The following is a 19,987-nucleotide window of genomic DNA, read 5'->3' on the forward strand; positions in this document are numbered from 1 at the left end:
GGCTGACCGAAGGAATATTGTTGCGGACCGGCCGGCGGGTGCCGCGTCGTCACCTGACGGCTTGGCTGGCATCCGGCCGGCGAAAGCCGTAGCGTCGCGGCGACAAGCCCGTCCGGCAGGGATCGGCAATGGAGAGCGATGCCGTGGAAAACATGCGGGGAAAGACTGCCTTTATCACCGGCGGCGCGAGCGGACTGGGATTCGCGATGGCCGAGGCCTTTGGCGGCGAAGGCATGAACATCATGATCGCCGATATCGAGGGCGAGGCCGCCCGTACCAAGGTGGAGGAGCTGCGTGCCCGCCAGATCCGCGCCGAATGGGTTGAGGTCGACGTCACCAGCCGCGACTCGGTGCGCAGGGGGGCGCTCGAGACGGTGGCCAAGTTCGGCAAGGTGCATCTCGTCGCCAACAACGCAGGGATCGGCGCGGGCGGTCCGCTGGGCAGCGTGCCGGAAGGCGACTGGGACTGGGTGCTCGACGTCAACCTGAAGGGCGTCGTCTACGGCGTCGAGGTTTTCGCGCCGCTAATGGAAAGCCATGGCGAGGGTGGCCATTTCGTCAACACCGCGTCGATGGCGGGGCTGATCAGCCCGGCGGGGATGGAGCCGTATTGCGCGAGCAAGTTCGCCGTGGTGGCGATGAGCGAGGGGTGGCGCCAGCAATTGGCCCCGCGGAACATCGGCGTCTCGATCCTGTGCCCCGGCCTCGTCAGCACCAACATCTATGCCGGCCGGCGCAACCGCCAGAATGCGGTCTACGGCGAAGGCGGCAAGGATTTCGGCGAGGCGGAGATCGACCAGCGGCGCGCATGGATGGCCGGCGGCATCGATCCGCGCGTCGTCGGGCAACGCGTCGTCGAGGCGGTGCGGGACAACGACCTCTATGTGCTGACGCACGTCGAATACGAGGCGACCGTGCGCGAGCGCTTCGAGCGGATCATGGCCGGGTTCGACAAATCGAAACATAGCCCGGCGCTCGGCGCGCTGCCGGCGGAGCGGCGTCTCGACGTGGTGCAGATCGAAGTCTGACGACTTGCTTGCCGCGCACGGGGCGCCGCTGCGGCAATCCGACGAAGTGCCTGACGGTGAGGGGCGAGCTGAAGCCGCAGCCGCAATGCGCCCCCGGGCACCGGGTCTATTCGATGCCGGGCGCGATGCGGGCCTTAGAGCATTCTTCGCTGGCAGTTGGCCGATGCGCGGCTTGGGGCGACCTGATCCACCAAGCCGCGGTCGGTGATGCCGTACCAGGCGCCTTGCCGATCATCGGGCAGAGCGCTTCAGCAGCGATCATGCGGACTTAGGAACGTCGCATCGCATTTATTCGTACGTGATCGAACCTATATAAGGCGGGCAGCCGCGCCGCTCGCGACCCGGACGCTTCCCCTTACCCGGCGGGCGGCGGCAAAGGCGGCACGTCGCAAGCTGGTGCGGCTGTGCAGCGTCCATGCTAAGGCGCGGGCGCGCACGACGGCGGCAGCGGCCGCACCCAAGGTGCCGAGGACAACGATGAGTTGGTATGAGAAGGTGTTGCTGGTCGTCGCCATGGTGCTGTTCATGGAGGGGTTCGCCTGGGCGACGCACAAATACGTCATGCACGGATGGGGCTGGGGCTGGCACCGCTCACACCATGAGCCGCATGACAGCGCGCTAGAACGCAACGATCTTTATGCGGTGACGTTCGCCGTGATCGTCGTCGCGCTGTTCGCGCTCGGCACATGGTGGGAACCGGTGTGGTGGATGGCGCTGGGGATCACCGTCTACGGCGCGATCTACGCCTTCGTCCACGACATGCTCGTCCACCAGCGCTTCGGGCTGCGCTGGGTGCCGCGGCGCGGCTATCTCAAGCGGCTGCATCAGGCGCATCGGCTGCACCACGCGGTGAAGGGCAAGGACGGCGGCGTCAGCTTCGGCTTCCTGTTCGCCCCCGATCCCGCCCGGCTGAAGCGCCGGCTCGCCGAACGCGCCGGGCGATGAGCCGGGGGCGCGGGATCGGTGACGCCCGGCGCGGCCTGATTCTCGCCGCGGCGATCGGCACGGCGTGGATCGCGGTGCACGTCGGCGGCGTCTTCTTCTGGCGATGGAGCCTAGCTTCCGCGCTGCTGGCGCCGATCGTCGTCGTCGCACAGGCGTGGCTCAGCACCGGGCTGTTCATCGTCGCGCACGATTGCATGCACGGATCGCTCGCACCGGGCCGGCCGCGGCTCAACAGGATCGTGGGGACGATCTGCCTCGGCGCCTATGCCGGCCTGTCGTACGGCGCGCTGCTACCCAAGCATCACGCGCATCACGCCGCGCCGGGCACGCCCACCGATCCCGATTTCCACGCTGGTGCGCCGCGTCGCGCGCTGCCGTGGTTCGGCGCCTTCTTCCGCAATTACTACACGCACGGGCAGATCGGGCGGATCACGGTGGCGGCCATCGTCTACATGCTGCTAGGTGCTTCGCTCATAAACATTGTCGTTTTCTGGGCGATACCGGCACTGCTCGCACTGGGGCAATTGTTCGTCTTCGGCACGTATCTGCCGCATCGCCACGACGAGCGGCCCTTCGTCGACGCGCACAATGCGCGCAGCAACACGCTGCCTCCGCTCGTGTCGTTGATGACCTGCTTCCACTTCGGCGCTTATCATCACGAACATCATCTCAGCCCCGGTACGCCATGGTGGCGACTGCCGGCGTTGAGGCGCGAGACGCTGGCACCGCGACGATAGCGGCGGGTCTCCCTTAGGCGTGCGGGATGAGCGGGATACCATCGGTCGTCTCGTCCTTCGCAGTGGCCCGGCGCTCGAAATGACCGCGATCATTGGGCCGAGCAAGTTCGACTGTCGGTGACGTGGCAGGACGGATACGTCGCGCGATCGATACGTTTCGGAACAACATGATCGAAAGCCCGCTCGAAGCCCGATTATCGCAATATGTCGCGCTCACTTTCGCCGAGCGCGACGCGCTGCGGTGGCTGGAACGACGTGAACGCAGCGTCGCATCGGGTGAGGTGCTGATCGAAGAAGGGGCGGCGACCGATCAATTGTTCATCGTTGCGAGTGGGTGGCTACACGGATCTGTGCGGCTGAAGGATGGTGGGCGGCAAATCCTGCGCTTCTATTTCGTCGGCGACGTGACGACGACCTTCTCGATCGCCTGGGGGCGCAGCGCCGCGACGTTGCAGGCGGTCAGCCCCGCTACGCTCTACCAGATCCCCAAGGACGTCTTCGGACGGCTGTTCCGATCGCAGCCGCGGCTCGGCGCCTTGCTATATGCCGTCGCCGCCTCGGAGCAGGTAGCGATGGCGGATCGGCTGACCTCGATCGGGCGAACCGACGGCTTCACGCGCATCGCGACCCTTCTGCTCGATATCCGTTCACGGCTGCGCGTGATCGATGGGCTCGAGGGATCGACATTCGAATTGCCGCTGACGCAGCAGGATCTCGGCGATGCCGTTGGGCTGACCAAGACGCACGTCAACAGGTCGCTCAAGGCGCTCGAGGAAACCGGGCTGGTCGAGCGCACCGGGCGGCTTATCAGGATCAACGATGTCAGCCGGCTGGCGAAGCTCGTCGATTTCAAGGATCGCCACGGCGAGATCGCGACCGACTGGTTGCCGCCGGTAGGGTCGAAAGGTGACATGGATCACTCGATCGTTCGGATAGAGGAACATATGTAACGACACCGCAACGAAATCGCATTCTTCCGATATTTGTCCGCAACCTCCGTCGTTTTTCCCCGCTTCAGCGTTGGTGGCCCCTTTCCGGGCCGAGCGGGGAAATATTTATGGCCGAACGTCTGGGTGTTGCGATCGTTGGCGTCGGCGGCGCCGTCGCGACTACCGCCATCGCCGGGATTGAGATGATCAAGGCGGGTTCCAACAGCCTCGCCGGGCTGCCGCTCGCGGGGCGCGACGTTGCCGGCATGGCATCCTATCGCGACCTCGAGTTCGGCGGTTGGGACCTCGCCGACGACACGCTCGGCAACCTCGCGCTGCGCCACGGCGTGATCGGCGAGAAGGAACTGGCCGACGGCGCGGCCGTCCTGAACGACATGCGTCCGTGGAAGGCGGCGGGCAGCACGGGCTATTGCGCCAATATCGACGGCGGCAACAAGCTGACCGGCGGGCACCGCGCGGCGATCGCGCAGATCCAGGGCGACCTCGATCGCTTTCGCCGCGACAAGGGGCTCGACCGCGTCGTCGTCATCAACCTCGCCTCGACCGAGCGTGTGCCGGGCGCCGACGATCCCGCGCTGCAATCGCGCGACGCGTTCGAACGCGGGCTCGATAGCGACGATGCGGCGATCAGCCCGGCGATGCTCTACGCCTATGCCGCGATCGACGCCGGCACGCCGTATGCGAACTTCACCCCCTCGGTCGCCGCCGACATCGCGCCGCTCGCCGCCTTCGCCGCCGAGCGCAATGTGCCGGTCGCCGGCAAGGACGGCAAGACCGGGCAGACGTTCATGAAGACCGTGATCGCACCCGCGCTGCGCGATCGCGCGCTGCACGTCGACGGTTGGTTCTCGACCAATATTCTGGGCAACTCGGACGGGCTGGCGCTCGACGATCCCAAGTCGCTCGCCTCCAAGCTTGGGACCAAGGGCAGCGTGCTCGATCAGATCCTTGGCTATCCGGTTGAGGATCACATCATCATGATCCATTATTATCGCCCGCGCGGCGACGATAAGGAAGCGTGGGACAATGTCGATCTGACCGGCTTCCTCGGCCAGAAGATGCAGCTCAAGCTCAATTTCCTGTGCAAGGACTCGATCCTCGCGGCACCGCTCGCGATCGAGATCGCGCGGTGCCTCGATCTGGCGCACCAGCGCGGCGAGGGCGGGGTGCAGGAGCAGCTCGGCCTGTTCTTCAAGCTGCCGCAGACGCGCGGCGGCGCGCCGGAACATGCGGTGCCCGAGCAGCAGTTGATTCTCGACCGCTGGCTCGATCGCCGCGACGCGTGATCGGCGCCCCCGTGGCGGCGAATACCTTGACCGAAGCCAATGCGGCGAAGGGGCTGACCCCAGCCGCACTGCCGCTGTTTCGCGAATTGGGTGACCTGAAGCGCATCCGCTCGGCAGCTGCCCCCGGATCGATCGCCGAGCGGCTGTTCGTCGCCGCATGGGCGGCGCTGGTCCGCGGCGAGGCGGCGGATAGCGTGATGGCGCGCACGGTGGCGGCGGCGCTGGTATCGGCGCGGCTCGGCGATATTGATGCCGCCGCGCTCGCCTTGCTCGGGATCAGCGATGAGGCGCCGGCGATCCTCCATCGCGCGTTCGACGAGATCGCGCCCGAGCTCCCCGCCGCGCTAAGCGCACAGTTGCGTGAGGCGCTGATCACGGGGCGGCCGGAAGCGGGGCCGGTGCCCGCCTTCGTCGGGAAGCTCGCCCGCCAGCCGCGTGCGGGCGTCACATGCCCCGGGCGGCCGCGCATCCTGCTCCAGCCGCCCGAGAACCACGCCGAGCACTGCCTGATGGTCGCGGTATACGGCGTACTCGCGAGCGGCTGGCACGCTGCTGATCCGATCGCGGTTTTCGTCGCCGGACTGGCGCATCACCTGCACAATGCGGACATGCCCGACAGCGGTTATTCGGGCGAGATGCTGCTCGGTGGCGCGCTCGATGCCACGATTGCCAACGCCCGCGCCTCTGCGCTCGCCGAGCTCGACGATCGCCTGCGCCCGATCGTCGAGGCGGCGATCGAACCGATCGCCGGCGATCGCACGCCCGAGGCGCGCGCCTTCCACGTCGCGGACGTGCTCGACCGCGTGCTGGAGATCGAGCAATTCACGCGCGCCGCGCGGCTGACGATGGACCTGGTGCTCGGCGACTACGGCCTTGTCCATGACGGCCCGGTCAAGGCGTTCCACGACCGCATCCTCGCAGACGCGGGGCTGGCGTGAGCATGGCGGCGGCACTGCGGTCACCCATCACCGGCCGGCCGCTCGTCGCCGATACGCCGCACTCGCTCGCCGCGCCGGGCGAGCGCTGGCCGGTGGTCGACGGCATCCCTTATCTCCGCATCGAGAGCGAGGGGCTGGTCGCGGTCGCGCTCGACCATCTCGACGCCGGCTGCCCCGACGATGCGCTGGTCGCCTTGCTAACCGATCAGGACGCCTGGTGGACCGGACCTGCCACGGATCTGTCCGAGCTCAAGCACTTGGTGCGTGAGCGCGACACGCTGTCGCTGCGCGAGGCGATGGCGCTGTTGCGGATGGGGCCGGTCGCCGACTATTTCGCCTATCGCTGGGTCGATCCGACCTACCTCGCCGGGCTGGCGCTGATCGAGGCGCACTGGACCGCACCCGCCACTGCGTTCGAGCTGGCGTGCGGCATCGGCCACTATCTGCGCGATCTGAGCCGCGCGGGCGTCGCCTGCGTCGGCGGCGACGTGGTGTTCGCCAAATGCTGGCTGGCCAAGCATTGGGTCGCCCCCGCGGCGGACTATGTCGTGTTCGACGCGAGCGCGCCGTGGCCGATTGCGGATCGGCGCTTCGATCTCGTGCTGTGCAACGACGCCTTCTACTTCCTGCCCGATCAGCTGACGATCGCGCAGCGGTTGCGCGCGGCGCTCGTGCCCGATGGCGTGCTCGCGGTCAGCCATCTGCACAACGCCGACTATCACGGTGGCAGCAAGGGCCCGGCGCGCGGCTGGGCCGAGTGGGCTGCGTTGTTCCCCGATGCCGCGGTCTATGACGAGCGCGCATTGCTCGGCGCGCTGCTAGACGCCCGGGAACCCCAGGCGCAGGGCTGGCGCGCCGATCCCGACGTAGAGGCATGGTCGATCGTCGAGCCGGCCACTCCCACGCGCGCGCTGACCGGCGGCCTGACGTTGCCCGCGGCCGACACGGTGCTGCGGCCGAACCCGCTGATCGGCGACGCGTCTGGCGAGGAGCACGTCAGCTGGCCGTCGCCGCGCTGGCGCGACGAGTACGGGACGGGCTGCTTCTGGGCGAAGCGCGACGACGAACTCATCTATCCCGCCGACCCGGTGCGGCTGCGCCGCCTGGTCGACCTGCCGGAGCGCTGGTGATGCGCTGGGGCATCGCCGGCTACGGCTGGGTCGCACGCGACCATATGGCGCCGGGCATCGCCGCTGCAGGGGGAACGATCGCCGCAGTCGCCGATCCGTCGCCCGCCGCGCGGGATCGGGCAAGCGCCGCGGGGATCGCAGCGTATGACAGTGTCGAGGCGATGATCGCGGCGGGCGGGTGCGACATCGTCTACGTCGCCGCGCCCAACGACGCGCATCTTGCCCCGGTGCGCACGGCGGCCGCGGCGGGGATGCCGGTGTTGTGCGAAAAGCCGATCGCCGCATCGCTCGCCGACGCGGAGGCGATGGCGGCGGCGGTCGGCAGCACGCTCTACGGCACCGCGTTCGACCAGCGTCACCATCCCGCGCATCGCGCGATCGCCGAGGCGATCGCCGCAGGCGAGATCGGGCGCCCCGTCGCGGTGCGCATCGTCTACGCCTGCTGGGTCGATCCCCTGTGGTCGCCCGACGGCGCGGCGCACGACAATTGGCGCGTCGACCCGGCACGCGCCGGCGGCGGCGCGGTGATCGACCTCGCGCTCCACGGCCTCGACCTTGCCGAGCGGCTGCTGCACGAGCCGATCACCGCGCTCTTGATCCAGCTTCAGCGGCGCATCCACGCCTATTCTGCCGACGACGGCGGCGTGCTGGCGGGGCGGACCGCATCGGGCGTGCTGTTCCAGAGCCACGTCGCCTACAATTGCGCCGAGGTGCTGCCGCGCCGGCGGCTGGAGGTGCTCGGCGAGCACGGGCTGATCGTCGCTACCGACACGATGGGGCAGACCGCGGGCGGCAGCGTCGTGCGCCGCTGCGCGCGCTCGGGCGCGGAGACGCCGATCGCCTTCGACACCGGCCGCAGCCCCTTCGCCGCGCAGGCCGCGGCGTTCATGGCGGCAGTGCGCGGCGGTGCGCACGATTTCTCAATGCCGCGCGACATTGCGCTGATGCGCGTCTTCGATGCTGCCTATCAGGAGGCGATCTTATGCCTTTGAGCTGGTTCGCCTGCGCCAATTGCGGCTTCTGGCAGCACCATTTCGCGCCGCCGGACTGCCCCGTCTGCAGCGACGTGCGCAACGATCTGCCCGCCGACGGCTGGCGCTTCCTGCCCGAGCACGAGGTCGCCGCGACGCATGAGGGCGACGCGCGTGAGGTAGCACCCGGCCTGTGGGCGTTCACCACGCGCCCAGCGCTCGGCCTTGCCGGCACCGGCTGGCTGACCGTGCGCGAAGGCGGCAACATCGCGTTCGAGGCGGCGCCCTATTACTCCGACGCGATGCTCGAGCGGATCGCGGCGCTCGGCGGCATCGCCTTCCTCTCGGCAAGCCACGCGCACGGTTATGGCGCGCTGTTCCAGCTCCAGCGCCGCTTCGATCCGGCGATCGTCGCGATCCAGCGCGACGATCTGGCGATGACCAAGGCGTTCCGCGTCACCGCGCCGTTCGACGACGTGCTCGAACTTGCCCCCGGCTACACGCTGCATCACGTCGGCGGCCATTATGCCGGGCAAGCCTGCCTGCACGATGCGCCTGGCGGACGGCTGTTCTGCGGCGACATGTTCAAGATCGATCAGGACACCGATGGCCGCAGCCAGTCGATTTCCAGCCACAAGGCCTTTCACAAGGACATTCCGCTGACCCATGCCGAACTGCGTCGCTACCGCGACACCATCGCCCCGCTGTCGTTCGACGCGCTGCTGACGCCGTTCGAATATGCGCCTGATATCGGCCGCGATACGGCACTCGCCGCGCTCGACGAAGGCCTCGCGCGCGCGCCGGGCGTGAAGCGGTTGCCGCTGTGAGGTCCGGGCTGCCCGAGGGGCTCGGCGCCGCCGCGCACGCCTATCTCGACGCGTTTCCGCGCGGTGACGTCGTGGCATTCCCGATCCATCCGCTCGACCGGCTGGGGCTGCCGGTGTGGGTCGTCGCGCTGTTTCCGGAGGATCCGGCGCTGGCGGGGATCATGCCCTATGGCGTCGGCTATGGCGCGACCGATGAGGCGGCGGTGCTCGGTGGGCTGGGCGAGATCGCCGAGATGGTGTGGCCCACGCTGACGCTGGGCGCGCGGCAGAAGACCAGCGGTAGCTACCGCGACCTCGCTGCGTCGCTAGGTACGCGCGCGATCGCCGACCCGTTGACGCTGTGCCTCCCCGCCGGATCGTCGGTCGATCACGACACGATGCTCGACTGGGTCGAGGCGAAGCGCTGGGCGGACGGCTCGACCGTGCTCGTCCCGATCGATCTCGCCGCCTATTCGTCGAAGGAACTGGCGCCGGGTTACCGCCCGTTCACCACGATCATCTCGAACGGGATGGGCGCCGGCCCCGATCTCGATTGGGCGATCGGGCATGGCCTGTGCGAGATCCTGCAGCGCGACGGCAACGGCCTCGTCTTTCGCGCGCTTGATCGCGGCACGACGCTGTCGCTGGACAGTGATCTGCCGGCATCGACGCGCGCGATCCTCGATCGGTTCGACGCAGCCGGCATTCGCGCGATCCCCAAGTTCGCGACCGACCAGTTCGGCCTCCCCAACCTCTACTGTGTCGGCATCGACGAGCGCGCTGCGCCCGCCGCGCCGATCATGGTCACCGCGTGCGGCGAGGCATGCCACGCCGATCGCGCCACGGCGCTCGACAAGTGCCTGACCGAATTCGCCGCCAGCCGCGCGCGCAAGGCGTTCGCGCACGGCCCCGCCGATCTCGTCGCCAGCGTCGCGCCCGCGGGCTATGTCGAGCGCTTCATGGCGCAGGCCGGCGGTGCAGCGAAGTCGAGCGACCGGCGCGCCTTCGCCGCGATGCAGGACTGGACGCGGCGCAGCGCCGAGGAACTGCGCGACTGGCTGTCCGACAGCATGCTCGCCGAACGATCGACGCATACCTTCTCGGCGCTGCCCACGCAGCCCGCGCCCGACGGCCACGCCCGCGCGCGCTCCGCACGCGCAGCAGTCGAGGCGGCGGGGTTCGACATCCTCTACGTCGATATGTCGCCGCCCGATCGCGCGGTCACCGTCGTCAAGGTCATCGTGCCGGGCATGGAGGTCGAGACGATGAGCTATTACCGCATCGGCGCGCGCAACACCGAGAAGCTTATGGCGCTCGGGTCGCCGCTGGTGCAGTTCGGCGAAGAAGGGGCGGCACTGCGCCGCATTCGCCTGCCCGAGGCCGACGCCGAGCGGCTCGGCCACCCGCTGTTCGACACCGCGATGGCCGATCGCCTCGTTGGCCCGCTCTACCCGCTCTATCGCGAGCCCGAGGCGCATCACGTGGCGTTCGAGGCGGGCGGCGAATGAGCCTGCGCTTCGCGTACAATACCAACGGCGCGGCCAATCACCGGCTCGACGACGCGCTGATGCTGATCGCCGAGGCGGGCTATGACGGCGTCGCGCTGACGCTCGACCACCATCACCTCGATCCGTTCGCCGACGAATGGAAGCGCGAGACCGAGCGCGTCGGGCGGCTGCTGGACACGTTGCGGCTCGGCAGCGTGATCGAGACGGGGGCGCGCTACCTGCTCGACCCGCGCGTCAAGCACGAACCGACGTTGATCGCGCCCGAGGCGGAAGGGCGCGCGCGCCGCGTCGCCTTTCTGTGCCGCGCGCTCGACATCGCCGCGCTGCTGGGCAGCGAGACGGTGTCGTTCTGGGCGGGCGTGCCGCAGGCGGGGATCGATCACGCGACGGCGCGTGGGTGGCTCGACGACGGGCTGGCGCGCGTGCTCGACCACGCCGAGGCGGTAGGCATCGACGCGAGCTTCGAGCCCGAGCCGGGAATGCTGGTCGAGACGGTGGGCGACTATGCGGCGCTCGCCACGCGGCACCCGCGCCTGCGCCTCGCGCTCGACACGGGGCACTGCCTCGTCACGCAGGATATCGCGCCCGAAACGGCGATCCGCGACTACGCCGCGGCGATCGGCACCGTCGCGGTCGAGGACATGCGGCGCGGCGATCACACGCATCTGCCGTTCGGACAGGGCGACATGGACATGTCCGCGGTGCTCGCCGCGCTGGAGGAGATCGGATACCGGCGGCTGGTCTGCGTCGAGCTGTCGCGCGAGAGCCCGCGCGCGCACCAGGCGATCCCCGAGGCGATTGATTACCTGAAGGGCATTGCGGCGTGAGGATCTGCTTCGTCTCGCGGCGCTTCTTTCCCGCGATCTCGGGCATGTCGATCTACGCGATCAACCTGCTGCGCCAATTGGTGGCGGCCGAGCACGACGTGACGATGGTCAGCCAGTATTATGGCGATCCCGAGCGCGCGCGCGTCTACGGCGGCGGCCCGCCGCCCGCGGTGACCGGCGTCAAGGTGATCGGGCTCGAGGCGCTGGGCGAGCAAGCGGGCGGTGATTTCGAGGGCGATATCGACACCATCGTCGCGACGATCGTGGCCGAACATGCCGCGGCGCCGTTCGACGTGCTGCACGCGCAATACGGCTATCCCACCGGCTGGGCGACACTGCTTGCCGCGCAGCGGCTCGGGCTGCCGTGCATCGTGTCGATCCAGGGCGGCGACGGGCATTGGGTGGGATCGTGCTGCGACACGCATCGCATCGCGATGGAGCGTGTGCTCGCATATGCCAACGCGCTGCTGATCGGCGGACGCAGCTTCGCAGGCGAGGTGCACGAGCGGCTCGGCACGCCGATCGAGCGCTTCACCATCGTGCCCGGGGCGGTCGATACCGATCGCTTCACCCCCGGCGTCGCGGCGGAAAAAGGCCCCGTCCGGCTGTTCTATCACGGGCGTGTCGATCGGCGGAAGGGCGTGCTCGACATGCTTCACGCGCTGCCGCAGGTCGCCGGCGACTGGCACTGCACGATCTCGGGCATCGGCCCCGATTACGTGCTGGCGCAGGCGCTCGCCGCCGAACTGGGACTCGGTGATCGCGTGACCTTCACCGGCTACGCCGACTATGCCGACGTGCCCGCATTGTACCGCGACCACGACGTATTTGTGTCGCCGACCTATGCCGAAGGCTTCTCGAACACGATCCTCGAGGCGATGGCGAGCCGCCACGCGGTGCTGTCGTGCCGCTCGGTCGGCGTGGTCGACTGCATCCGCGACGGGGAGAACGGCCTGCTGGTCGAGGCGGGCGACGTCGCCGCGCAGGCGCAGGCGCTGTCGCGGCTGGTCACCGACGACGGCCTGCGCCGCCGGCTTGCCAACGCGGCGCTCGACGAATGTCGCCGGGTCTATAGCTGGCACGCGGTGGGCGCGCAGATCATCGGCATCTATGCGGCGCTGCACACGGCCGCGCCGCCCAGCGGCGTCGATCCGGACATTGCGATCACGCCGTGCCGTTTCCGCGCGGAGCCGCATCTGCTGTGACGCATGTCGTGGCCATCTCGCCGCATCTCGACGACGCGGCCTTCTCGATCGGCGGGCTGCTCGCCGCGCATCGGCGGCGCGGGGACCGGGTGACGATCGTCACCTGCTTCACCGGCAACGTCGCGCGGCCGCAGGGCTTCGCGCTCGCCTGTCAGCTCGACAAGGGGTTGGCGCCCGACGTTGATTATATGGCGCTGCGGCGCGAGGAGGACCGTGCGGCGGCGGCGGTGATCGGCGCGGAAGTCGTTCACCTGCCGCATCTCGAGGCGCCGCACCGCGGCTATGCGAGCGCGCCCGCGCTGTTCAGCGCGCGCCGCGAGGACGATGATATCCTGCCCGCCTTGACGCGTTCGATCGCCGATCAGGTCGCCTCGCTCGCCCCCGACATGTTGCTTGGCCCGATGGCGATCGGCGACCACGTCGACCACTGGCTCGTCCGCGATGCGATCGCCGCGACGGGCGCGGCCGCGCTGCTGTGGGAGGACTGGCCCTATCTGACGCGTGCCTCCCCCGCCGGCCTGCCGCCCGCGGTGCACGTCCACGCGCTCGACGATGCCGACCGCGCGAACCGGCTTGCCATGTGCGCCGCCTACACGACGCAGATCGGCTTCCAGTTCGGGTCCGCCGACCGGCTCACCGCCGCAATCGCCGCGATCGACGAGGAGCGGTTGCACGTGCCAGAGTGAGAGCAATTGGGTGGACGGATGGCAACGAGGGTTTGATGACGCGCCGAGGTTGGTTTCAATCGTCCGACGCGAGCCACGCCATCGCGGCAGAGCAGAGTGCTTCAATTGGCTCGCCCGCCTGCAGCGTGATCGCGCGCTCGTCTTCGCCCGGTGGCTCCAGCGTCGCGATCTGGCTGTCGAGCAAGGCCGGCGGCATCCAATGATCGCGGCGGTCGCGCAGGCGGCGTGCGAGCAGCGCCGGATCGCCGTCGAGAAGGACGAAGCGGATCGTGCCGCCGATTACCGTGGTTAGGCGCTGGCGGTAGCGACGGCGCAGCGCCGAGCAGGCGGCGACGGCAGTGCCCTCGCGATGCACCGCCGCCGCGATCGCGCCACCCAGCCGGTCGAGCCACGGCTAGCGATCGGCATCGTCGAGCGGGTGGCCTGCGCGCATCTTCGCGATCGCGGCAGGGGCGTGGAAGGAATCGCCCTCCAGGAACGGGCAGCCGAGCGTCTTGGCGAGCGCGACGCCGAGCGTGGACTTGCCGCTGCCGCTCACCCCCATGATGACAATCGCGCCGAGCATGATGCGGCGCTGCTAATCCTCGATCCCGGCGAGATCGCGGGCGGCGCTCTGCAGCATTTCCTCGAGCGTCGGATGATACCACGCTTGATCGGCAAAGGTCGCGACGTCGATGTCGCGGTCGATGCCGAGCGCGACGAGATGGCCGAGATGTTCTGCGTCGGGTGCGACGATCGACGCGCCGATCAGCTTGCCCGCGCGGTCGCCGTAGAGTTTGACGAGCCCGTGCGTGTGGCCATCGACCGTCGCGCGGCCGTTGTCGGCGACGGTGGTGCTGCCGATCCTCGCGTCAGGCGGAAGGTCGACGAACGCCATACCGACCTGCGCGATACCCGGCTCGGTGAAGGCAACGCTGAACGCGGGCAGGCAGCGCGGCGGCTCGCCGCCGGCGGCGACCTCGCCGGCGATCCGACCACCGCGCGCGGCCTCGTGCAGCACCGGGCGCCATGCGTCGGCGTCACCCGCGACGAAGATGCGGCTGTCGCCGCAGCGATGGCTGCGCCGGTCAAAGACGGGGACGCCATCGTCGTCGAGCGCGATGCCTGTGTCTTCGAGCCCGAGATCCTGCATCGCGGGTGCGCGCCCGGTCGCCGCCAGAATGCAGTCGACTACCAGCTCGCCTCCGTCCCAGCTGAGCGTTGCCCGGTCGCCGCCCGCCGCGCTCGCCTGTGCCTTGGTTTCGAGATGCAGATGCACCTCGCTGCCGATCGCGTCGATCGCGGCCCCATTGCAGTCCGGATCCTTCAGCCCGGCGATGGTAGATCCCGGATCGAACACCGCGACGTCGACGCCGAGGCGCGCGAACGCCTGCGCCAGCTCGAGGCCAAGCGGCCCAGCGCCGAGCACCGCCAGCGACCGCGGGAGGCCACCGCGTTCGAAAATTGTCTCGTGCGTCTGGACGAGGTGGCGGACGTCGTCGAACCCGTCGGGGATGATCGGCCGCGCCCCGGTGGCAATCACGATGCCGCGCCGTGCCTCGATCCGCCGGCCACCCACCACGACGCTGTTTGCACCATCGAAGCGCGCGCTGCCGTGCAGCCGTCGATCGTCCGGGATGGCATGATATTCCTCCAGCACCGAGGCGACGAACCGGTCACGCTCACGACGTACGCGTTGCCACACCGCCGCGGCATCGACCCTGACCGCGCCCACCTCGATGCCGAATTGGCCCGCCTGCCGCGCCTGATGCGCGGCGCGCGCGGCGGCGATGAGCAATTTGGACGGCATGCAGCCGCAGCGCGTACAGGTCGAGCCACCCGGCCCGCGCTCGATGATGAGCGTGTCCGCGCCGCGCGCCGTTGCTGCCTTATATGCCTTGAGCCCCGCCGTCCCCGCGCCGATCACGATGACGTCCACCACTTTGCCTGTCATCGCTGTCGGTCCCGTCCTTTTCGTCGACCTATGGCAAGGTTCGGAAGCCCCCGATGTTCCGGTGCGCTAGCGTACGATCGTCGTTGGTGGCACGGTCACATCGCCATCGTCTGGACCGAGCCGGAATCGACGCGCAGCGCCGCGCCGTTGATGAAGCTCGCGCGTTCCGAGCAGAGGAACGCGACCGCCGCGGCGACCTCGTCCGCGCGGCCGCGGCGCTTGAGCGTCATGCCCGGCCGTTCCTCTTCGAGGAAGCTTTCGATCGCCTCGTCGAAGCCGACGCCCTTCTCGTCAGCGCGCTTCTCCATCATCTTGTCGGTCATCGGCGTGGCAATGAAGGCGGGCATGACGACGTTCACCAGGACATTGTCGCAGCCATAGGCTTTCGACAGGCCCTTGGTGAGGTTCTGGATCGCCGCCTTGGACGCGCAATAAGCGAGTTCGTCGACATAGGGCTGTACCGCGTCCTCCGACGAGAACAGGACGATCCGTCCCCATTTGTTGGCGCGCATCGCGGGGATGGCGGCGCGGCACATGCGGACGGCACCCATCAGGTTGATGTCGAGCGTTTCCAACCAACCCGCGTCGTCGACCTCGAGAAAGTCGCCCGTCGCGCCGGTAACGCCCGCCGCATTGACCAGAATGTCCGGTGCGCCGAGCTGCGTTTTTACGGCGTCGAACAGCGCGGTAATGCTATCCGTGCTGGTAACGTCGGCTTCGACGGCGATCACCTCGCCAGCAGACTTCAAATCATCAAGGCTATCCGACAGCGTCCCGCCCGCGCGATCGGTAATCGCGACGCGCGCCCCCGCCTCGAGCAGCAGCCGCGCGCTCTCACGTCCCATGCCGCTGTCGCCCCCGCTGACGAGCGCGATCCGTCCCTTGATGCCGAGATCCATGACTTATTCCTCAGGAGAAAATCTAAGCGGCATAATGGTCGGTAGCGGCGCGCGTTCCGCGAGGGAGCCGCAGCGAGAGGGCAGCGTTGAGCGTCGATGCATGCCAACTTCGATCATGAACATCGATCAATCGCGTCGCGTGTCGACGGGTATCTCGCGCTAGAGGGCTATGGCGTTCTCGGCGACGGGCGGGCGATCGCGCTGAGCGGTGCCGACGGATCGATCGACTGGTGGTGCGTTCCCAATCTCGATTCTCCGGCGTTGTTCGATCGGCTGCTCGATGCCGACGCGGGCGGCCGCTTCAGCATTACGCCAGTTGAGCCTTTCACCGTCAGCCGGCGCTATCGCGACGACAGCAATGTGCTGGAAACGATTTTCACCACCGCGCAAGGGCGGGCGATGCTGACCGAGTCGCTCAACAGCGGCACCGCTGGCCGGCTGCCGTGGGCGGAGCTCGCACGGCGCATCGACGGGATCGAGGGCGAGATCGACTTCCGGATCGAGATGCGGCCGGGACGCCGCGGCGATACCGCGAGCCCGTACCGGTCGCGCGTGGGGACGCATGACGTGTTCCACGTCGCCGACGTGTTGGGGCTGCTGCTCCACAGCGAGGGCGTGGTGCTCGAGCGCAGCGACGACGGCGCGACCGGGCAGATCGTCGTACGCGCCGGGGAGCGGCACACGCTGGCGATCGTGGCGGGCGCGGACGAGCCGCTGGTGGTGCCGCCGATCGCCGAGATCGACGCGCGCATCGACCTGTCCGATCGCGAGTGGCGGGACTGGGCGAAGCGGGTGACCTGTCCCGGCAAGCAGCGCGAGGGCTTCGTACGCAGCGCGCTGGCACTCAAGCTGTTGTTATACTCGCCGTCCGGCGCGATTGCCGCCGCGGGAACGACGTCGCTGCCCGAGCGCATCGGCGGCGACAAGAACTACGACTATCGCTACGCCTGGGTTCGCGACGCCGGCTATGTCATCCGCGCTTTTCTTGCCGCGGGACTACAGGCGGAGGCGAAGGCGGCGCTCGCATGGCTGCTCAATCGCCTGGAAGCGCATGGCGCCTGCGTCTGTTTCACCCTCGGCGGCGATCGCGTGCCCGAGGTGGCCGAGATCGACGCCCCCGGGTGGCGGAACTCCCGTCCCGTCGTCAAAGGCAATCTTGCGACCGATCAGGTTCAGCACGGCGTCTATGGCGATATCTTCGAGACCGCGGCGCAGTTCGTCGCGTGCGGCAACATCCTCGACCCTCGGTCAGCGGAGACGCTGTCGCATCTGGCGGACCGCTGCGCCGATGCGTGGCGGCGCAAGGATGCCGGGATTTGGGAATTGCCCGAAGAAGAGCATTACACCATGTCCAAGATCAGCTGCTGGCAGGCACTGGCACGCGCGGTCGAGCTCGCCGATCAAGGACAATTGCCGACCACCTGCCGCGATCGCTGGGCGCGCGAGCGTGATCGCATCGAAGCGTGGATCGGCGACAATTGCTGGTCGGAGGAGAAACGCGCCTACACCTTCTATCCCGGCACCGACCGCCTCGACGCCAGCCTCGCGCTGGCTGTCCGCTTCGGGTTCGACGGCGCCGACCGCCTGCGCGACACGCTGGCCGCGATCGATCGCGAGCTTGGGCGCGGCCCCTATCACTACCGCTATTCGGGCGCCGCGGCGGAGGAAGGATGCTTCCTCGCCTGTACCTTCTGGATGGCCGAGGCGCGTGCTGCGCTCGGCGAAGTCGACGCCGCCGAGACGATCGTCGGCGATCTCGTCGCGGCGCTCGACCGCGGTGTCGGCGTGTGGACCGAAATGGCCGACCCGCACACCGGCGCGTTTCTCGGCAACATGCCGCAGGGGCTGACGCATCTCGCGCACGTCCTCGCGCTCGACGCGATCGGAACCGCGCGCGACGCCGGACCTTTAGCCAAGCAACCTCTTCCCGGAGACGTTATATGAGCCTCGCATCCGCCCTCGGCTTCGGAGCCAAGGTCCGTTACGCCATCGTCGGCCTCGGCGACATTGCGCAGGAGGCGCTGATGCCCGGCGTCGCGCACACGGGCAATTCGAAGATCACCGCGCTCGTCTCCGACGATCCCGAAAAGCTCCGTGCGCTCGGCAAGCGCTACGACGTCGAGCATCTTTATTCCTATGACCGGTTCGACGAACTGATCGCATCGGGGGAGATCGACGCGATATACCTCGCGACGCCCAATTGGCGCCACGCCGAGTTCGCGGTGCCGGCACTGCGCGCCGGTATCCACGTGCTGTGCGAAAAGCCGCTCGAGATCTCGTCCGCCAAATGCCGCGAGATCATCGCCGCGTCCGAGGCGTCGGGCGCCAAGCTTATGACCGCCTATCGACTGCATTTCGAGCCCGCGACGCTGGATGCCATCACGCGTATCCGCGACGGGGAACTGGGCGAGCTGATCGCCTTCACGTCGTGCTTCGCGCAGATGGTCGATCCGGCGAACCACCGTGCGTCGAGCGGGATCGAGGCGGGGCCGCTGTTCGACATGGGGCCCTATCCGATCAACGCGATCCGCTATCTGTTCGGCGCGGAGCCGATCGAGGTCGTCTCCGCAATTGGCACCCGGCATCCGGGATCGGGCGTCGGCGACTTCGACGATACCGTGGCGGTGACGCTGCGGCTGCCGGGCGAGCGGATCGCGCAATTCACCGTCAGCTATTATGCCAACGACATCGACACCCTGGTGATCGCCGGTACGAAGGGATCGATCCAGATGAGCCCGTGCTACGGGTTCCAAAGCGGGCTCGAACAGCAGCGGCAGATCGGCAGTGACAAGACGCACGAGGCGTTCAAGGCGACCGATCAGTTCGGCGGCGAGCTGCGCTACTTCTCCGACTGCATCCTCAACGACCAGATGGTCGAGCCCGATGGCGAGGAGGGGCTCGCCGATCTCGTGGTGATCGAGGCGATCGTCGAGGCGCTGAAGACGAAGGGCCCGGTCGCGATCGAGCGCGTCGATCGCCGGCAGCGGATCGACACCGGCGCGCAGGAGTTGACGCTGCGGCCGGTTTCCGCACCCGAGCCGGTCAACGCCTCCAGCCCGTCCCGGAGCTGACGCGGCGATGAGTCGCGGGACGGTGGTGATGCTCCACGCGCTCGGGGCGAGCGGGCGATCCTGGCAGGACGTCGTGCGGCATCTCGGTTCCGATGTGATATGCCTCGCGCCGGACCTGCCGGGTTTCGGCAACAACGCGGCCGGGGCGCGGGCCGGCGTCCAGGCGACGCTCGACTGGCTTATCGATTACCTCGGCAGCCAGCCAGAAGCGCCGACGATCCTTGTCGGGCACAGCATGGGCGGGAAGTTCGCGACGCTTCTTGCCGCCCGCGCGGCTACCGGCGCGCGCGTTCTCCGCGATTTGCGGGCGCTCGTCCTGCTTGCCGCCTCACCGCCGGCGCCCGAACCGATGGATGAGGCGCGGCGCGCCGAGATGATCCGATGGTTCGCGTGCGGCAAGGCGAGTCCGCGTGACGCCGCCGCCTTCGTCACAGACAACATCGCCGGACCTTTGGCCGACGACCGACGAGCACAAGCGATCGAGGATGTCGAGCGGACCACGCCCGTCGCGTGGATCGACTGGCTCGAGAACGGATCCCGCGAGGATTGGCGCGATCGCGTGGGCGTACTCGACGTCCCCACCACGATTGTCGCCGGGGCGGAAGATGGCGACCTGGGTGAACCGAACCAGCGGCGGTTGAACCTGCCGCACTTTGCGCACGGATCGATCGAAGTCATCCCTGGCGCAGCGCATCTGTTACCCTATGAAAAGCCGGCCGAGGTGGCCGATGTGATCCGGCAGGCATTCCAGCGCGGGCGGGGTGACACGCGCGCAGACGCATGAGGCGGGCGGCGTTACGGAAGCATCGCGACGACGCCGCCCGATCGCGCAGGCCGTAGCTGCGGGTCGCTATCGAGGTAATGCGCGCGCTTCCGGCAAAGCGCGCGGGCAGCCCCAGTCGCACAGCGTTCCGTGGTCTGCATAACGGGGCACGACCGTATGAGCGCCGGTATCGACCGCTTTGCGCCGTGTGATATGGCCGCGGTCGAACCTGATGTTTGCTCCATCAAAACTGGGTATCGGCCAAACCCGACTGCTTCCACGCCCGACCCGCAGCGTCGACATC

General features: G+C 68.4%; 20 protein-coding genes. 16 read left to right on the forward strand and 4 right to left on the reverse strand.

Translation table 11 applies throughout. From position 1 onward, the window contains the following. Nucleotides 1-206: 206 nt before the first annotated feature. The 13 genes from F1C10_RS14250 to F1C10_RS14310 all read left to right on the forward strand — a co-directional run bounded on the left by F1C10_RS14250 (nucleotide 207) and on the right by F1C10_RS14310 (nucleotide 13,017). Complete coding sequence (locus F1C10_RS14250) at nucleotides 207-1,028, forward strand: SDR family NAD(P)-dependent oxidoreductase (RefSeq protein ID WP_258042942.1); 822 nt, start codon at nucleotides 207-209, stop codon at nucleotides 1,026-1,028. 477 nt (nucleotides 1,029-1,505) lie between these two features. After that, entirely contained in the window at nucleotides 1,506-1,973 is a 468-nt protein-coding gene (locus F1C10_RS14255; RefSeq protein WP_185207154.1) for a sterol desaturase family protein, read from the forward strand. Beyond that, nucleotides 1,970-2,710, forward strand: a complete 741-nt coding sequence (locus F1C10_RS14260; protein ID WP_185207156.1) for a fatty acid desaturase — start codon at nucleotides 1,970-1,972, stop codon at nucleotides 2,708-2,710. The genes F1C10_RS14255 and F1C10_RS14260 overlap by 4 nt, the downstream gene beginning before the upstream one ends. A gap of 167 nt (nucleotides 2,711-2,877) precedes the next feature. After that, on the forward strand, nucleotides 2,878-3,660 hold the full coding sequence (locus F1C10_RS14265; protein ID WP_185207158.1) for a Crp/Fnr family transcriptional regulator: 783 nt from the start codon (nucleotides 2,878-2,880) through the stop codon (nucleotides 3,658-3,660). A 107-nt stretch (nucleotides 3,661-3,767) separates the two neighbouring features. Then, nucleotides 3,768-4,946 carry an inositol-3-phosphate synthase gene (locus F1C10_RS14270; protein ID WP_185207160.1) on the forward strand — a complete coding sequence of 393 codons (1,179 nt, stop codon included), beginning with the start codon at nucleotides 3,768-3,770 and terminating at the stop codon, nucleotides 4,944-4,946. Further along, nucleotides 4,943-5,884, forward strand: a complete 942-nt coding sequence (locus tag F1C10_RS14275; protein WP_258042943.1) for an HD domain-containing protein — start codon at nucleotides 4,943-4,945, stop codon at nucleotides 5,882-5,884. The genes F1C10_RS14270 and F1C10_RS14275 overlap by 4 nt, the downstream gene beginning before the upstream one ends. 2 nt (nucleotides 5,885-5,886) lie before the next feature. Further along, complete coding sequence (locus F1C10_RS14280) at nucleotides 5,887-7,014, forward strand: bifunctional 2-polyprenyl-6-hydroxyphenol methylase/3-demethylubiquinol 3-O-methyltransferase UbiG (protein ID WP_185207162.1); 1,128 nt, start codon at nucleotides 5,887-5,889, stop codon at nucleotides 7,012-7,014. Further along, on the forward strand, nucleotides 7,014-8,006 hold the full coding sequence (locus F1C10_RS14285; protein WP_185210271.1) for a Gfo/Idh/MocA family protein: 993 nt from the start codon (nucleotides 7,014-7,016) through the stop codon (nucleotides 8,004-8,006). Before F1C10_RS14280 ends, F1C10_RS14285 begins: the two co-directional genes overlap by 1 nt. After that, nucleotides 7,997-8,812 carry a hypothetical protein gene (locus tag F1C10_RS14290; protein ID WP_185207163.1) on the forward strand — a complete coding sequence of 272 codons (816 nt, stop codon included), beginning with the start codon at nucleotides 7,997-7,999 and terminating at the stop codon, nucleotides 8,810-8,812. Before F1C10_RS14285 ends, F1C10_RS14290 begins: the two co-directional genes overlap by 10 nt. Beyond that, nucleotides 8,809-10,299, forward strand: a complete 1,491-nt coding sequence (locus F1C10_RS14295) for a YcaO-like family protein (protein ID WP_185207165.1) — start codon at nucleotides 8,809-8,811, stop codon at nucleotides 10,297-10,299. The genes F1C10_RS14290 and F1C10_RS14295 overlap by 4 nt, the downstream gene beginning before the upstream one ends. After that, nucleotides 10,296-11,126, forward strand: a complete 831-nt coding sequence (locus F1C10_RS14300; protein ID WP_185207167.1) for a sugar phosphate isomerase/epimerase — start codon at nucleotides 10,296-10,298, stop codon at nucleotides 11,124-11,126. Before F1C10_RS14295 ends, F1C10_RS14300 begins: the two co-directional genes overlap by 4 nt. After that, on the forward strand, nucleotides 11,123-12,331 hold the full coding sequence (locus F1C10_RS14305; RefSeq protein ID WP_185207169.1) for a glycosyltransferase family 4 protein: 1,209 nt from the start codon (nucleotides 11,123-11,125) through the stop codon (nucleotides 12,329-12,331). The genes F1C10_RS14300 and F1C10_RS14305 overlap by 4 nt, the downstream gene beginning before the upstream one ends. Next, nucleotides 12,328-13,017: a PIG-L deacetylase family protein gene (locus F1C10_RS14310; protein ID WP_185207171.1), complete on the forward strand. Its 690-nt coding sequence runs from the start codon at nucleotides 12,328-12,330 to the stop codon at nucleotides 13,015-13,017. Before F1C10_RS14305 ends, F1C10_RS14310 begins: the two co-directional genes overlap by 4 nt. Nucleotides 13,018-13,072: 55 nt before the next feature. On the opposite strand, the gene F1C10_RS16865 is transcribed toward F1C10_RS14310, so the two are convergent. From F1C10_RS16865 to F1C10_RS14325, 4 genes are all read right to left on the reverse strand, one after another. Next, on the reverse strand, nucleotides 13,073-13,372 hold the full coding sequence (locus F1C10_RS16865) for a hypothetical protein (RefSeq protein WP_308458061.1): 300 nt from the start codon (nucleotides 13,370-13,372) through the stop codon (nucleotides 13,073-13,075). Between the two features lie 39 nt (nucleotides 13,373-13,411). Further along, complete coding sequence (locus F1C10_RS16870) at nucleotides 13,412-13,582, reverse strand: gluconokinase (protein ID WP_308458062.1); 171 nt, start codon at nucleotides 13,580-13,582, stop codon at nucleotides 13,412-13,414. Nucleotides 13,583-13,594: 12 nt separating this feature from the next. Continuing rightward, a complete protein-coding gene (locus tag F1C10_RS14320; protein WP_219729759.1) occupies nucleotides 13,595-14,950 on the reverse strand; it encodes a dihydrolipoyl dehydrogenase in 1,356 nt (451 codons plus the stop codon). A 95-nt stretch (nucleotides 14,951-15,045) separates the two neighbouring features. Further along, complete coding sequence (locus F1C10_RS14325; RefSeq protein ID WP_185207175.1) at nucleotides 15,046-15,849, reverse strand: SDR family NAD(P)-dependent oxidoreductase; 804 nt, start codon at nucleotides 15,847-15,849, stop codon at nucleotides 15,046-15,048. A gap of 96 nt (nucleotides 15,850-15,945) precedes the next feature. Between F1C10_RS14325 and F1C10_RS14330 the strand changes: the two genes are divergently transcribed. Genes F1C10_RS14330 through F1C10_RS14340 form a run of 3 tightly spaced genes read left to right on the forward strand, consistent with a single transcriptional unit; the run spans nucleotide 15,946 to nucleotide 19,704 of the window. Then, nucleotides 15,946-17,793, forward strand: a complete 1,848-nt coding sequence (locus tag F1C10_RS14330; protein WP_185207176.1) for a glycoside hydrolase family 15 protein — start codon at nucleotides 15,946-15,948, stop codon at nucleotides 17,791-17,793. After that, complete coding sequence (locus F1C10_RS14335) at nucleotides 17,790-18,920, forward strand: Gfo/Idh/MocA family protein (RefSeq protein WP_185207178.1); 1,131 nt, start codon at nucleotides 17,790-17,792, stop codon at nucleotides 18,918-18,920. The genes F1C10_RS14330 and F1C10_RS14335 overlap by 4 nt, the downstream gene beginning before the upstream one ends. Nucleotides 18,921-18,927: 7 nt before the next feature. Continuing rightward, the gene (locus F1C10_RS14340; protein WP_185207180.1) at nucleotides 18,928-19,704 is read left to right on the forward strand and encodes an alpha/beta fold hydrolase; all 777 of its coding nucleotides are present in this window, start codon (nucleotides 18,928-18,930) and stop codon (nucleotides 19,702-19,704) included. Nucleotides 19,705-19,987 lie beyond the last annotated feature (283 nt).

The organism is Sphingomonas sp. NBWT7, from assembly GCF_014217605.1.
Taxonomy (GTDB): domain Bacteria; phylum Pseudomonadota; class Alphaproteobacteria; order Sphingomonadales; family Sphingomonadaceae; genus Sphingomonas.

What these genes read in the sequence shown, in the direction of transcription:
- F1C10_RS14270 (WP_185207160.1), top strand. Translation starts at nt 3,768, where the DNA reads ATGGCCGAACGTCTGGGTGTTGCGATCGTTGGCGTCGGCGGCGCCGTC.
- F1C10_RS14255 (WP_185207154.1), top strand. Translation starts at nt 1,506, where the DNA reads ATGAGTTGGTATGAGAAGGTGTTGCTGGTCGTCGCCATGGTGCTGTTC.
- F1C10_RS14260 (WP_185207156.1), top strand. Translation starts at nt 1,970, where the DNA reads ATGAGCCGGGGGCGCGGGATCGGTGACGCCCGGCGCGGCCTGATTCTC.
- F1C10_RS14280 (WP_185207162.1), top strand. Translation starts at nt 5,887, where the DNA reads ATGGCGGCGGCACTGCGGTCACCCATCACCGGCCGGCCGCTCGTCGCC.
- F1C10_RS14330 (WP_185207176.1), top strand. Translation starts at nt 15,946, where the DNA reads ATGCATGCCAACTTCGATCATGAACATCGATCAATCGCGTCGCGTGTC.
- F1C10_RS14265 (WP_185207158.1), top strand. Translation starts at nt 2,878, where the DNA reads ATGATCGAAAGCCCGCTCGAAGCCCGATTATCGCAATATGTCGCGCTC.
- F1C10_RS14300 (WP_185207167.1), top strand. Translation starts at nt 10,296, where the DNA reads ATGAGCCTGCGCTTCGCGTACAATACCAACGGCGCGGCCAATCACCGG.
- F1C10_RS14320 (WP_219729759.1), bottom strand. Translation starts at nt 14,950, where the DNA reads ATGACAGGCAAAGTGGTGGACGTCATCGTGATCGGCGCGGGGACGGCG.
- F1C10_RS14290 (WP_185207163.1), top strand. Translation starts at nt 7,997, where the DNA reads ATGCCTTTGAGCTGGTTCGCCTGCGCCAATTGCGGCTTCTGGCAGCAC.
- F1C10_RS14325 (WP_185207175.1), bottom strand. Translation starts at nt 15,849, where the DNA reads ATGGATCTCGGCATCAAGGGACGGATCGCGCTCGTCAGCGGGGGCGAC.
- F1C10_RS14250 (WP_258042942.1), top strand. Translation starts at nt 207, where the DNA reads ATGGCCGAGGCCTTTGGCGGCGAAGGCATGAACATCATGATCGCCGAT.
- F1C10_RS16870 (WP_308458062.1), bottom strand. Translation starts at nt 13,582, where the DNA reads ATGCTCGGCGCGATTGTCATCATGGGGGTGAGCGGCAGCGGCAAGTCC.
- F1C10_RS14285 (WP_185210271.1), top strand. Translation starts at nt 7,014, where the DNA reads ATGCGCTGGGGCATCGCCGGCTACGGCTGGGTCGCACGCGACCATATG.
- F1C10_RS14335 (WP_185207178.1), top strand. Translation starts at nt 17,790, where the DNA reads ATGAGCCTCGCATCCGCCCTCGGCTTCGGAGCCAAGGTCCGTTACGCC.
- F1C10_RS14340 (WP_185207180.1), top strand. Translation starts at nt 18,928, where the DNA reads ATGAGTCGCGGGACGGTGGTGATGCTCCACGCGCTCGGGGCGAGCGGG.